Source organism: Marinomonas sargassi, assembly GCF_025716875.1.
Taxonomy (GTDB): Bacteria; Pseudomonadota; Gammaproteobacteria; order Pseudomonadales; family Marinomonadaceae; genus Marinomonas; species Marinomonas sargassi.
The window spans coordinates 890,532-904,502 of record NZ_JAOVZB010000001.1; the positions used below are offsets into that span (position 1 = coordinate 890,532).

12 protein-coding genes are annotated in these 13,971 nt (G+C 41.6%); 5 read left to right on the top strand and 7 right to left on the bottom strand.

The annotated features are described in order from the left end of the window. Positions 1–366: 366 nt before the first annotated feature. From OFY17_RS04270 to OFY17_RS04285, 4 genes are read left to right on the top strand one after another with little or no spacing between them, the layout of a single operon-like run. Positions 367–1,503 (top strand): DNA cytosine methyltransferase, encoded by a 1,137-nt coding sequence (locus tag OFY17_RS04270; RefSeq protein ID WP_263529463.1) that lies wholly within the window; start codon positions 367–369, stop codon positions 1,501–1,503. Further along, a complete protein-coding gene (locus tag OFY17_RS04275) occupies positions 1,496–2,632 on the top strand; it encodes a DNA cytosine methyltransferase (RefSeq protein ID WP_263529464.1) in 1,137 nt (378 codons plus the stop codon). Before OFY17_RS04270 ends, OFY17_RS04275 begins: the two co-directional genes overlap by 8 nt. Positions 2,633–2,641: 9 nt before the next feature. Beyond that, the gene (locus OFY17_RS04280; RefSeq protein WP_263529465.1) at positions 2,642–4,318 is read left to right on the top strand and encodes an McrB family protein; all 1,677 of its coding nucleotides are present in this window, start codon (positions 2,642–2,644) and stop codon (positions 4,316–4,318) included. Positions 4,319–4,354: 36 nt separating this feature from the next. Continuing rightward, the gene (locus tag OFY17_RS04285) at positions 4,355–6,703 is read left to right on the top strand and encodes a restriction endonuclease-like protein (RefSeq protein ID WP_263529466.1); all 2,349 of its coding nucleotides are present in this window, start codon (positions 4,355–4,357) and stop codon (positions 6,701–6,703) included. A 12-nt stretch (positions 6,704–6,715) separates the two neighbouring features. Here OFY17_RS04285 and hepT read toward each other — a convergent pair whose 3' ends face one another. From hepT to OFY17_RS04300, 3 genes are all read right to left on the bottom strand, one after another. Further along, positions 6,716–7,123: a type VII toxin-antitoxin system HepT family RNase toxin gene (gene hepT, locus OFY17_RS04290; protein ID WP_263529467.1), complete on the bottom strand. Its 408-nt coding sequence runs from the start codon at positions 7,121–7,123 to the stop codon at positions 6,716–6,718. Next, positions 7,120–7,497, bottom strand: coding sequence for a type VII toxin-antitoxin system MntA family adenylyltransferase antitoxin (mntA, locus tag OFY17_RS04295; RefSeq protein WP_263529468.1), 378 nt, complete (start codon positions 7,495–7,497; stop codon positions 7,120–7,122). The genes hepT and mntA overlap by 4 nt, the downstream gene beginning before the upstream one ends. A 68-nt stretch (positions 7,498–7,565) precedes the next feature. Beyond that, entirely contained in the window at positions 7,566–8,432 is an 867-nt protein-coding gene (locus OFY17_RS04300) for a YicC/YloC family endoribonuclease (protein WP_263529469.1), read from the bottom strand. Between the two features lie 159 nt (positions 8,433–8,591). Between OFY17_RS04300 and rph the strand changes: the two genes are divergently transcribed. Next, a complete protein-coding gene (gene rph, locus OFY17_RS04305; RefSeq protein WP_263529470.1) occupies positions 8,592–9,329 on the top strand; it encodes a ribonuclease PH in 738 nt (245 codons plus the stop codon). Positions 9,330–9,421: 92 nt separating this feature from the next. Here rph and OFY17_RS04310 read toward each other — a convergent pair whose 3' ends face one another. The 4 genes from OFY17_RS04310 to OFY17_RS04325 form a co-directional block, all read right to left on the bottom strand. Continuing rightward, on the bottom strand, positions 9,422–10,531 hold the full coding sequence (locus tag OFY17_RS04310; RefSeq protein WP_263529471.1) for an ABC transporter ATP-binding protein: 1,110 nt from the start codon (positions 10,529–10,531) through the stop codon (positions 9,422–9,424). Positions 10,532–10,601: 70 nt separating this feature from the next. After that, positions 10,602–11,486, bottom strand: a complete 885-nt coding sequence (locus OFY17_RS04315) for a carbohydrate ABC transporter permease (protein WP_263529472.1) — start codon at positions 11,484–11,486, stop codon at positions 10,602–10,604. Next, positions 11,479–12,399 carry a carbohydrate ABC transporter permease gene (locus OFY17_RS04320; protein WP_263529473.1) on the bottom strand — a complete coding sequence of 307 codons (921 nt, stop codon included), beginning with the start codon at positions 12,397–12,399 and terminating at the stop codon, positions 11,479–11,481. The genes OFY17_RS04315 and OFY17_RS04320 overlap by 8 nt, the downstream gene beginning before the upstream one ends. 116 nt (positions 12,400–12,515) lie before the next feature. Then, complete coding sequence (locus OFY17_RS04325) at positions 12,516–13,763, bottom strand: ABC transporter substrate-binding protein (protein WP_263529474.1); 1,248 nt, start codon at positions 13,761–13,763, stop codon at positions 12,516–12,518. Positions 13,764–13,971: the final 208 nt, after the last annotated feature.

Here is a 13,971-nt window from a genome sequence, read left to right on the forward strand (position 1 = left end):
GCAAACTTTATTTTAGAGAGAGTTGAGTCCAGTTAAATTAAAGCTGTGCTGTGCAAAAGGCGTAAATGTTAAACGCTTGACCCCGATTATTCTATACAGGAGCTGGTGTTACTGGTTTAAAGTTGGCGCGCTAATACGCGCCTGAAAGAAAGCTATACAGCTACCACGCATGATTCTGAGTAACAGCTTAAATCGGTTGCTTGTCTTTACAGGATGAGCTGAAAGTAATGCATTAAGATCGTCGAATACAATGGGAAACCACAATTCACTGATAATTTTAAATAATTATACGTAGTTAACCCTATTTTTGAATATATAGCTTTTTATTAATATTTAGATATGCAGATATCTTAAAATGAGAAAATTATGTCGATAGAACTAAGAGGTAGTGACTATAACTTCCTTCGAGAAACGAAGAGTAAATTTGATGAAGTATTGACTTCGAATTCTCATATTCGAATTGTAGATCTTTTTTCGGGCTGTGGAGGAACCAGCTTAGGGGCTGTCGAGGCTATTAGAACAAAAGGGTTAACTGCAACTATCTCAGCTGCTGTTGAGTGGGATAAGGTTACAGCTGAATGTTTTAAAGAAAACTTTTCTCCAGATACGATGTTGAATACTGATATCACTACATTACTTGATGGAAGAGCAGGCGAGCAGCTAACAGAGAGCGAGCGAAAATTTCAGGATACATGTGGTCACGTTGATATACTTTTAGGAGGCCCCCCCTGCCAAGGACATTCAAGTTTAAATAACTATAGCCGAATGAATGACCCGAAAAATGCCCTTTATTTCAAAATGGCTAGGGCTGCCGAAGTACTGAAGCCAGAATTTATATTTATTGAAAATGTAGTTGGTGCTGTAAATGACCGTTCGGGAGTAGTCCAGAGGACAATTGAGAGGCTCCAAGATTTGGGGTATTTGATAAGTAAAGGGGTTATTGATTGTAAGGAATTGGGACTAGCTCAGTCTAGGAAGAGATTTATATTGATGGCATCTAAAGGTAAATCTATCCCTAGTACGGATAGTATTTTAAAAAAGTATTCATTAGAACCAAAAAGCCTTAGCTGGGCTATTGGTGATTTGATAGGAAGTGCCAAATCTGGAGATATTTTTAATGAGCCGTCAAAACCATCAAAAGAAAACTTAGAGCGAATAAATTATTTATTTGAAAGTAATTTGTATGATTTACCTAATGAAATGCGACCTCCATGTCATAGAGATAAAAAGCATTCCTATAATAGCATTTACGGTCGGTTAAGCTGGGATAAGCCTTCACAAACGTTAACTGGTGGGTTCTATAATATGAGTATGGGACGCTATATTCACCCTGAAGAAAAGAGAACTTTAACTGCCCATGAAGCAGCAAGAATACAGGGTTTTCCCGATTTTTTTAATTTTTATCCTGCTTTAAAGAGAACATCCTTAGCACAAATAATAGGGAATGCTGTACCGCCTAAACTTGCATTTTCATGTGTAATGGAGTTGATTGAGAATGATTGATAAATGTGTGTTCGGTATTTTTTCTGGCATTGGAGGAATAGAGTTAGGCATGGCTAAGGGAGGCTTTTATTCCGTAGCGCTATGTGAGATAGATAAAGCTGCAAAACATGTCCTTGAAACAAAATTCCCAGGTATAAAAGTATTTGATGACGTTAGAGCTATAAAAAAAGTCCCAGAAGGCACTAAAATAATAACCGCAGGATTTCCTTGTCAAGATTTATCGTCGTCTGGAAAAAAATCCGGTATTTCTGGTGAGCAATCATTTTTAATAGATGAAGTATTTAGACTCTTATCTAACAGTAAAAATATTGACTGGGTGATTTTGGAAAACGTAAAGTTCATGCTGCACTTAAATAAAGGTAGTGCAATGGATTATATTACTAATGAGTTTGAAAAACTTGGTTATAACTGGGCTTATAGAGTAGTAAATACAGAATCATTTGGCCTTCCCCAGAGGCGTCATCGTGTGATTTTTATAGCTTCTAAATGTTTTGACCCTAGAAGGGTTTTATTTGTCGATGATGCTAAAGAGAGCCCTAATAAAAACTCATCTTCAGATGAAGTGCCAAGAGGTTTTTATTGGACAGAGGGTAGATATTCGACTGGTATGGCCCATAACTCGATACCTCCATTAAAAGCAGGCTCGACGATCGGTATACCTAGTCCTCCAGCTATACTGTTTCCAGATGGGGCAGTAGGTACTCCAAGTATTTTAGATGCAGAAAGGCTGCAGGGCTTTCCTGAAAACTGGACGAAGCCATCAGAGGATATTATGCGGCCATCTCACAGGTGGAAACTTATTGGTAATAGTGTGAGCGTGCCTATTTTTCACTGGGTATCTCATAGGATAAATAAACCATTAGATTATGATGGAACTCACGATCCAGCTCTTACTGATTCAAAGTGGCCTAATGCGGCTTGGTCAATTAAAAAAATTAGAAAGCAATCGATGGTTTCTGAATGGCCGAAAAATGAAGAGTTTATTGGTCTGAATAAATTTTTAAAGTACCCAGTAAAACCTCTATCTTTTAAAGCTGCTACCGGTTACTTATCTAGGGCTAAAAGTGGAAACTTGAACCACCCTGATGGATTTATTAGTAAGTTAGAAGAATATACGAATAATATTTAAGGAGTGGAAATGGATTTCATAGATTCATTGAATGAAATGTTGAACGCAAGCCCCAGAAATAGCAGAAAGAATGCACCTGTTGTTGCTTGGTTTGAAGAGCATGGATATGGTTCTGGTAGAGCAAGTGTTATCAGTGAAGAGAAGCAAGTCGGCAACCGTATTGCTGAGCAATTTAAGCATAAAAGTAATCATGTTGTTTTTGTGTGTAACGACCAAAAAACTAGTAACACAATAATTAGAAGAGTTTCTGAGTTTATTTATAACGAATTGGCTTCGATAATAATTATCATTGCTAATGATAATCAAGTGTCTAGTAGCTCAGAAGTCAATCTTATTCTATATGATGAGACTGATATAGTTAATTTTTTTAGCGATACATTTTCTAATTTTTATATCGTAGAGGGAAACAGTAATAACAAGCTAAACAGTAATAACAAGCTAAACAGCTCACTTCCTTATGACAGAGTCGGTAAGCCTTTCCTCCTTCTCGCTGGCATTTCTGGCACAGGTAAAACCCGTTTTGTGCGTGAGCAAGCTAAAGCAACAGGTAGTCTTTCTGAAACCTATTGTTTAACCTCGGTACGCCCTGATTGGCATGAGCCGAGTGATTTACTGGGCTATATTTCGCGTCTATCTAAAGACGGTGTTGCCGAATTCATCACTACAGATGTATTGCAGTTTATCGCCAAGGCATGGCGTGCCATTATTGAAAATGGACTAAGTGTTAAAGTTCAAGACAGCGAAGACCAAGGCAAGCGCTTAGTTGTAGCTGGCGAACGTGATGCTCTTGCGCGGGTTTTGCCGTACTGGCTGTGTCTAGATGAAATGAACCTTGCACCTGTTGAGCAGTATTTTGCCGACTATTTGTCTGTGCTTGAAACCCGCGAATGGGATTGGGAAGGTGGTAGCTTTACATACAGCAGCGATGTCTTATTAAAACCCGCTACCATTAAAGAAGTCGCAGATATAGAAAAGCTACGTAAAGCACTAGGCTTTGAGGGGGCGCAATACTATGAGCTTTGGCAATTAATTTGTCAGTATGGTCTAGGCATTCCTTTCAACCTGCTGGTCGCAGGCACGGTAAATATGGATGAAACCACCCATGGTTTTTCCCGCAAGGTGATTGACCGTGCACTGAGCTTTGATTTTGGTGAGTTTTTCCCTAACAAATTTGATGAGTTTTTTACTCCAACCAGCAACAATAAATGCCTAACTTACCCTATTTGGTCGCATGCTAGCAAAGCGGATTTAGTGAATACCTTTGATGTTGATGGTTTAAAAACAGTTGCATTTTTATCGGCAGTAAATACTGTGCTAAAAAATACCCCTTTTGAACTTGCGTTTCGCGCTTTGAATGAATTACTGCTTGCCGTTGTTAGCAACCAACCACAAGATGACTTGGCACTAAAAGCCGTTTGGGACGACTTTATGATGTGTAAAGTGCTACCGCGTATTGAAGGCGATGAAGATAAATTGGTTGGACATGGCGAGAGAAACATTTTAGAAGAATTGTTAAAAGCATTGGAAGTGCAGTTCGCTGATGTTTGGGAAAATGGTCGACCTGATTTATACCGCGAGAAAAAAGAGCCAAAAGGTGAAATGATAACTGTGGCTTGCCGTTCTAAGAAAAAACTAAATTGGATGAGCGATCAACTTGTTCGTGGCTTTACGTCTTTTTGGCCTTAAATAAACGGAGCTTTGATACTTTGGCGGTAATGGAACATGGCTAAAAATACTGAAGTGTTGAGCGGTGAACATGATGACTTTGATATTCATGTCTCTACGTCTAACTTAGCTTCTCTTCGGGAGACGCTAAGAAAAACTTATTCGTCACGGTCTATCGATCTACCGAAATATGAAGAGATGATTGCGTGGGTTGGCTCTCAGCTAATGCTTCCTAGTCTCGATATTATAGGGCCACCGCATATTCAACCGTTCTTTTTTGAAAACCGTCAATACTGGTTTGAAATTGAGTTTAAGGATAATGTTGATAAAGGCTCTTTTTCTGTCAATCACAAGTATGCTTTGCTTGATCAAAGCTTTTCTCCTCACCCTAGACGAAATGCATTACATGCTGCGATTAACTTTGGTAATGATGTTGGGTTATGCCGCTTTGAAATCCAATACAGCATCAATGGTATTCAACAGTTTGTTCCTGTCTCTTTTACCGTCTTTGCGACAAAAATGGTTCAAGCTCTAGATCTGAGCATTATGAATCAAAAGATTGATAGTATTTACCCCCTGTGGCGATACGCTATTAGTGGTAAAACCACCCATTTCCAAGGTAAATCAACCAGACAGTCTGAGAAATTCGAGCTCTTTTGGTTAGCCCAATTTGAACGCTTAGTTGCAGAGTTTAATCAAGGTATTAAACGAGTACTAAACGCTCCTCATAATCGCTTACAAACTTATACCTATCAACAGAAGTTGGAGAGAGTAAACAAACGGCTAGGAGTAAAGCAAGAGCAAAAAGCTAAGGAGTTGATAGCGTCAAAGCGCCCCTCTCGGCTTGTTACCGAAAAACAGCGCTTAAATCTTGATACCCCAGAAAACCGCTTTATAAAGATGGTGCTCACGAAAACCAAAGCGAATTTATCTAAAATGTTGGTGGCTATTCGTGCGGAGAAAGATTCAAAAGCGTCTGATTCTTTTTTTGAGACTTTAGAGGTTTGGTGTAATCAAATTGGAAAGTATGCAAAGCATCAACTATGGCAAGAGGTTGGTGAGTTTAAAGGGCAGAATACTGAATCTAAAGTACTACAAGAAGCTGCGGGTTATTCAAAAGTTTATAAGGTCTGGCAGCAACTGAAATACTATTTAAATGGCAAAAATGGTGAGAGCCAGCTGTCCATTAAATCAGTAGCCGATATTTATGAGATTTGGTGCTTTCTGGAAGTAAAATCCATTATTGAGTCTTTAGGTTTTATACAACAAAATCAATCGCTTGGTAACCTTAAACAGGTGCAATTTGAGAAACAGCTTCCTGAGGATGAAATGGCGGCGGCTTTCGTATATCAACACGAAAGTGATCAAATGAAAATAGAGCTTGCTCATGAACCTAGATTTAACCCTAATGGTCATATTAATCGTACTTATCTTATAAAGCAGCGACCTGATATTGTCCTCCGTGCCACATTAAAAAGTGGCGAATCCTTTTTGATCTTGTTTGATGCAAAGTATCGTATAGATACTACGCAGTTTGGTGGTAAGGACGCAGTACCAGAAGATGCTATTAATCAGATGCATAGATATCGTGATGCGATTATTCATCAGCAACGCTTTGAGTATGAGGTACCACTGAAAAGCCGCCCTGTTCTTGGGGCGTTTGCTTTGTACCCTGGTTTTTTCTCTGATCAAAAGTCTGAACGGAACCCTTATTGTGAAGCCATTAACGAAATTGGGATTGGTGCATTTGCACTATTGCCAAGCGAGGGTGATCAAGGTTTTCATAATCATTGGCTAAAAGAATATTTGATTCAGAAGCTTGGGAAAACAAAACAAGCTTTGGAGTATAGCAAAGCTCCATCACACGATTATCATTTTGTAGAAGATGCTGCCCGTATTGCTCCTTATGGTGTAAATGTGTCTAGGCACTATGGGCTGACCTTCATTGCACCTGTGAATGAACTTGATCGTGATCAAGAGTACTTGGATAAAGCTAAAACAGGTAACTTAAAGGGTTACCATACAAAACTGATTGCAACTAATCGCCAGAATATACATAGAAATATTGTGCGTGAAATCCGTTATGTTGTGGTGACTGTTCGTGACAGTACATCCAATTATGAACAGTTAGGAAAATATTTATATCCGGTCTCTAAAGTAAAGCTTTTGCCAAGGCAAGAAGTTCATAGGGATATAACGGGAAAAGAAAGTGACAGTAATGAGCTCTATTGGGTATTTGAGTTCTCAGGTCGACCAACTCTTTTGGATAGTGTAATTAAAAAGCCTTATATTGAAGAACACTTTAGTTTCAAACTGATAAAAGCTGAACACTTACCTGAAATTGCTCACTGGAATGGGATTCAGAGTGACTTAGCTTTGTATGAAGGTTTTAGCACCACTTGGTGATTGAATATACAATTACTCAGTTCCTTTCATTTCTTCTATAAACCTTGTGAACTCACCAAGCTTATTTTCCACAACGTGTTTAACAATTTCTAAATTCAGTGTTTGGTAGTCATGTACGGCGATATTTCTGAGCCCGACCATCTTTTGTAAACTTTCAGCCAATAGTGGAGAAAGAAGTCCGGCTTTTTTTAATAGTTCGAAGCTGTCTCGCCCACTTTGCGGGATGCCTGTTCTGTGTTGTTTGTTAACGATATTGGCAACATCAATACAGGCCTCGCAAGCCCGTTGTAAATTAAGGATGATGGAGTCTTGGCTTGTGTAGTCGTTATCAAAGTGGTCTTTTGATTGTTCATATACCTCTTTAATACGTTTGATACAGCGCTCAATAGTGGCAAATTTATTTATAATTGCATCATTCATTTTGTATAGTCCTGCAGAATGTCCGCTCTCTCATCATTAAGGTGTTGATACATGGAGAGTATTTGCATTTCAAATTGACAACATGTTGCTTTGTTACCGTAGATAAGTTCACCCTGCTGTATAACCTGATTTTGCATAACTGTTGAAGCAGATAAAAGATCAACTAAATCAATATCTTTATTTAACTTTATAGCAAGAGACTCTTGTAGGTCGAAGCGTTTTACTGGAGCTAATTTTTTGTCTAAAAGAATAGCGATATCAATATCGCTATTCTTGTTAGCATGGCCATTTACTTGTGAACCAAATAGATAAATCAGTTTAACGTTTGGCAGGAGCAAAAGTGTTTCTTGTACAAGCTTCTCTTTTAGCGTCATGTCTGATTTACCTTGAATTTAGTCGATTAACTTTGAGTTTGCCTTAAGTTGAAGGAATTTCAAAAACATTACTCAATATTCTGAATCTGCTCTCTCATTTGTTCTATCAAGACCTTCAATTCCACGGCGCTTTGGGTGGTTTCAACGACGATGGATTTTGAGGATAGGGTGTTGGCTTCGCGGTTGAGCTCTTGCATTAGGAAGTCGAGGCGACGCCCGATTGGACCTTTTTGTTGTAGCTGACGGCGGACTTCTTTGGTGTGGGTCGCTAGGCGATCCAGCTCTTCGGCCACATCGGCTTTTTGCGCCAGTATGACGATTTCGGCTTCAACACGCATAGGGTCAAGTTCGACTTTTGCTGCTTCCAGTTTTTCTTGCAGGTTGGCTTTTTGTGCCGCGATGATCTCAGGTAGCTTAGCTTGCACTTCCACTACAATGGCATCGATAGCGTCGAGTCTCTGCTCAATAATGGTTTTGAGTTCTTCACCTTCTCTTAGACGTACCTGAATCAGTTCTGCCACGCCTTGGTTAAACAGGTCGACTACAGCTTTTTTAAGTAGGTCATTATCGATCCCAGAGTCACTTAGAATCCCCGGCCATTTTAGAATCTCTAATGGGTTCGCTGGGTCTAGGTCTTTGAACCATTCTCCCAATGAATCAATCGCTTGTGCTAAGGCTTGGGCATTGGAAGGGTTGATAGTTAAGCTAGTCGCGGCTTTATCAACGGCTTGGAATCTAAGCTGGCATTCTAGTTTTCCTCGGTTGAGTTTTTTACGTAGCACGTCGCGAAAAGTGAATTCGAGTTCTCTAAAGTTCTCAGGTAATCGAAAGCTTGGCTCCAAGTAGCGTTGGTTTACGGAGCGGATTTCCCAGCTGATGGTGCCCCAGTAGTATACAGCTTCTTGGCGTGAAAAAGCGGTCATGCTTGCAGTCATGTTGATTACCTAAAAGTCAAAAAAGTATGGAAACAAAGGCGACATTGTAGCCTAAGGTGTATTTGTTCAACAGTTTTCTATTTGCTGGTGGCGTAATTTAAAGAAGGTTCGTTATAATTGCCGCCTTATTAAAGATTCAATTCAATTAGAGAGATAACTATGCGTCCAAGCGGCAGAGCGGTAGATCAATTACGTCCCCTTAAACTTACTCGCAACTTTACTAAGCATGCGGAAGGTTCCGTGCTAATTGAGTGTGGTGACACTAAGGTTATTTGTACTGCTACCGTTGTAAATGGCGTGCCACGCTTCTTGAAGGGCAAGGGTCAGGGCTGGATTACCGCAGAGTACGGTATGTTGCCTCGTTCTACGGGGAATCGTATGGACCGTGAAGCGACTCGTGGTAAGCAAGGTGGCCGTACGGTTGAAATTCAACGCCTAATTGGCCGATCTTTACGTGCCGCGGTTGACCTTAAAAAGCTAGGCGAACACACCATCACCATTGACTGTGATGTTATTCAAGCGGATGGCGGTACTCGTACGGCTTCTATTACTGGTGGCTTTGTTGCCCTAGCGGATGCCATGCGTAAATTGGTCGAGAAGAAGAAAGTCAAAGCGAACCCAATTGTTTCGCAAATTGCGGCTATCTCAGTAGGTGTTTACAAAGGAACACCTGTGCTCGACTTGGATTATCCAGAAGACTCCAATGCGGAAACCGATATGAATGTCATCATGAATGACAAGGACGGTTTCATTGAGATTCAAGGTACAGCAGAAGGCGAAGCCTTTAGTGATGAGCACATGAATGGCATGCTGGCTGTGGCTCGAAAGGGTATTGCGGAAATCATCCAGATACAGCGTGATGCCCTTTTCGACAAAGATAAAGAGCCCGAAGCATAGTTTGATAGAGCTAAAAGAAAAGGCTTCGTTAGAGGGATTCTAGCGAAGCCTTTTTTATGTGTCGTGTTTCTAAAAGGTGGCTATTTAGCTACCTAAACATCGACCCTTTCCCCTGTAGTTGGGTTAAACACAACGGCTTTTGAAGTATCAAACATCATATTAATAACTGAACCTGCATCTGCTGGGTAGGCAGGGTTTGAGCGGCAGTTTACTTCAGCATTGTTGATACGTGTGATCACCATGGTATCTGCACCCATAGGCTCAGTAACTTCCACTTCAATCGCGGTAGTGGTGACGTATTTTTGCCCTTCTTTATGAGCTTGTGGCTCAGTAATCATTTCTGGTCTTAGTCCTAATAATAGAGATTTACCAAGATAAGGCTGAAGTGATTCGTGTTTAGGGAAAGGTAACAGTGTTTTATTTGGCGTCGCTAGTTCCAGCATAGCGCCATCATCCCCCGTTACTACCGTTGCTGGGATGAAGTTCATGGCAGGAGAGCCCATGAAGCCAGCAACAAACAAGTTGGCTGGGTTGTCGTAAATTTCCTGAGGCGTACCTAGTTGCTGTACTTCACCGTCTCTCATTACTGCAATGCGATCCGCGAGAGTCATGGCTTCCACTTGATCGTGGGTTACATAAACAATGGTGGTGCCAAGTTTCTTATGCAGTTTTTTGATTTCTGTACGCATTTCAACACGTAGTTTTGCATCTAAGTTAGACAGGGGTTCATCAAATAGATACAACTGAGGGCGGCGTGCTAATGCTCGTCCCATAGCAACACGCTGACGCTGCCCGCCAGACAATTGCGCAGGTTTACGGTTTAGTAAGTGGTTGATTTGTAAAAGCTCTGCTACTCTTTCTACTTCGACATCACGTTCCTCTTTTGGTACTTTACGCATTTCAAGGCCGAAGGAAATATTCTGTGCCACAGTCATGTTTGGGTATAGGGCATAGGACTGGAAAACCATGGCGATATCACGGTCTTTTGGACTACTGTGGGTGACGTCTTGGTCGGCAATTAAAATGCTGCCTTCACTGACTTCTTCTAAGCCTGCGATAGAGTTCATCAAAGTGGATTTACCACAGCCAGATGGTCCTACCAAAATTAAGAATTCACCAGCAGCGATAGAAATATTAATGCCTTTGAGAATTTCTGTGTCGCCGTAGCGTTTTTTTACATTATCAATAACAAGGTTTGCCATGTTGGTTACTCCAAATTCGATCTAATAACTCACGCGGAACAGGTAAAAAGCGCGAGTAAGAAAAATGTCTCTAGCCTTTCACTGCGCCTGCGGTTAAGCCTCGTACAAAGTACTTGCCGGCCAACACATAAACGGCAAGTGTCGGTAGTGCGGCGATAATGGCTGCGGCCATGTCGACGTTGTATTCCTTGCCACCAAAACTGGTGTTAACCAAGTTGTTTAGGGCAACGGTGACAGGCTGAGTATCGAACCCAGAGAAAGCCACGCCAAATAAGAAATCGTTCCATATTTGAGTGAATTGCCAGATCACAGTAACCACTATGATAGGAATCGAAACGGGTAAGATAATGCGGTAAAAAATGGTGAAGAAACCAGCTCCATCTAATCGCGCTGCTTTGACCAATTCTTCAGGAATAGACTGATAGAAATTCCGGAAAAACAAAGTAGTGAAAGCCACGCCATACACTACGTGGACAAAGACCAAGCCTGTGGTGGTATTCGCTATTCCCAACCAACCCAAGGTACGTGCCATAGGCAGCAAAATAACTTGGAAAGGAATAAAGCAACCTATCAATAAAGCTGCAAAAAACAGGTCACTGCCTTTGAACTTCCACAAAGAAATGACATAGCCATTGAGAGCACCTAACAGAGTCGAGATAGCCACGGCTGGAAGCACAATTTGAAACGAATTCAAGAAGTAAGGCGAGATGCCCTCACAGCTGCTGCCAGTACAAGCGCTTGACCATGCTTTTTGCCAAGACTCAAAACCGAGCGTGCTAGGCAAAGACAATAGGGTTCCGCTGCGAATTTCTTCCACGTCTTTTAGCGAGGTAAGAAGCATCACTACGAATGGCATGAGGTAAATCGCTGCCATGGTGAGAAGAACGGTATACAAGGCAATGCGCAATACATTATTGAGAACCTTGCTTGGTTGTTTAATAGTCTGGTTACTCATGGCGTTTACCTCGTAACTCGGAGTACAAATAAGGGACCAAAATTGCTAACACACAACCAAGCATCACCATGGCTGAGGCCGACCCTAAGCCAATCTGGCTACGGGTAAAGGTATGGGCATACATGAAGTTAGCAGGTAAGTCAGACGAGTAGCCCGGGCCGCCGTTAGTCAATGCGGCGACTAGGTCAAAGCTTTTTATGGCGATGTGCGACAGAATCACCAAAGCACTGAAGAACACAGGCTTGAGTGATGGCAAAATAATACGGCGATAAGTGGTGAAAGTGCTGGCACCATCAAGATGGGCTGCTTTGATTAGATCGCCATCGACACCTCTTAAACCAGCTAAAAACAACGCCATAACAAAGCCAGAAGCCTGCCATACCGCGGCAATTACTAAGCAATAAACCACCATATCAGGGTTGATGAGCCAGTCGAATTTAAAATCTTCAAAGCCCATATCCACGACTAATTTCTCTAATCCATTGGTTGGATTAAGTAACCATTTCCATGCGGTGCCTGTTACGATGAATGATATCGCCATTGGGTATAAATAAATGGTTCGGATTGCGCCTTCGGCACGAATCTTCTGGTCGAGGAAGATGGCTAATACCACACCAAGAAAGAGGCAAATAACAATAAATAAGCCGCCAAAGACTCCAAGATTCGAGAGGGCGACAATCCAGCGATCGTTATTAAAAAGCCTTTCGTATTGGTCAAAGCCGACAAAATTATAAGAGGGCAGCATGCGAGAGCTGGTAAAAGATAGAATGCCTGTCCATACCATATAACCGTACATACAAACCACGGTGACAATAAAGGTTGGCGCCATCACTATCTTTGGCATCCAGTCCGCTAAAGTTTGCTTGGGCTTCCTTTGGACGGATGTGGGACGAAGAGAGTTTTGAGATTTCATAATGAATACTTCGCTATAGAAAGAATCGCTACAGGGGAAAACAAAGAGACCGACCATTGGAAGGTCTCTTGTAAAACAACAAACTAAGTTTGAAAAAATTTAGGTTTGTATGTTGATTACATGCTTGCTTTAATTGCGCGTGCTAGCTTGTCTACTGCTTCTTGAGAGGTCATAGATGGGCTATTGAAGAAGTTGGTAACAACATCGTAGATAGCACCTTGAACCATAGAGTTAGCGGCCATGCCGTGGGCCATACTTGGCACTAGATCACCCGTAGAAGAGCTTGCTAAGAAGGCATCCATTGAAGAATGAGCACAGCTATCAAACTGGTCACGAGGCATGTTTAAACGAGCAGGAATTGAACCTTTGTTTAGGTTAAAGGTTTCTTGGAACTTAGGTTCTAGAATCAAGCGAGCTAGGTCTTGCTGAGCAGCTTGTTGTCCAGCTTCTTTCACGTTGAACATAGCTAAGAAATCTATGTTGAAAGAGAAAGAACCGCTGGTACCCGGAGCTGGGTAACATACGTAATCTATGCCTGGCTGTTTGCCTGCGGCAGTGAACTCACCTTTCGCCCAGTCCCCCATAATCTGAATAGCAGCATCGCCATTGATGACCATAGAGGTAGCTATGTTCCAGTCTCTGCCTGAGAAACCAGGGTCAACAAGATCACGCAATTGTTTGAAAGTATCAAATACACTAATCATCTCATCACTACGTAGTGTTTGTTCTGATAGCTCTACGAAAGCGTCGTTGTAGAACTTGCTACCTTGCGCCATGGCGATAGATTCAAATAATGTTGCATCTTGCCAAGCTTGACCGCCGTGTGCGAGTGGTGTGAAACCAGCGGCTTTGATTTTCTTAGCTTCAACAATAAATTGTTCCCAAGTGGTTGGGATGCTAGCCCCTGCTTTCTTGAATACTTCAGGGTTTGCCCACATCCAGTTAACACGGTGTACGTTTACTGGCGCGGCAACATAATGGCCTTCGTATTTCATTGCATTGCTGACAACATCAGGCAGTAGACTATCCCAATTTCCGGCTTTTGCTACGCTGTCGAGGTTACTTAAAAAACCTAGATCGCCCCATTCTTGGATGGTTGGTCCTTTGATTTGAGCGGCTGTTGGAGGGTTGCCTGCAATCGCGCGTGATTTTAGAACTGTCATGGCCGACTCACCGCCGCCACCTGCAACAGCAAAATCTCTCCAATTGTGTCCTGCGCTGACCATTTCTTGTTTGAGTACTTCGACGGAAGCGGCTTCACCGCCAGATGTCCAGTAATGTAATACTTCTACATCACCTGCGTGGCTGATTGCTGCAGATAGAGATAGGGCTACCGTGGTTAAACCAAGAGCGATTTTTTTCATGATGCTAACCTTTGTTATTTTTATTTGAGTGACCAAATAGAAGGGGTATTTGGTCTCTGTGTTTTTTTGTTCGAACAAGTAAACCTTTTATGTTTGCTTGTTTCGAGTGTTAAACGTTAGCAAATGACGCCTTGTGCAGGGGTAAAGTAGAGCAACCTATTGTAACTTAGTCTTGCAAAGCCTTTTTGCTTTCTTAGGCCACTCTAAA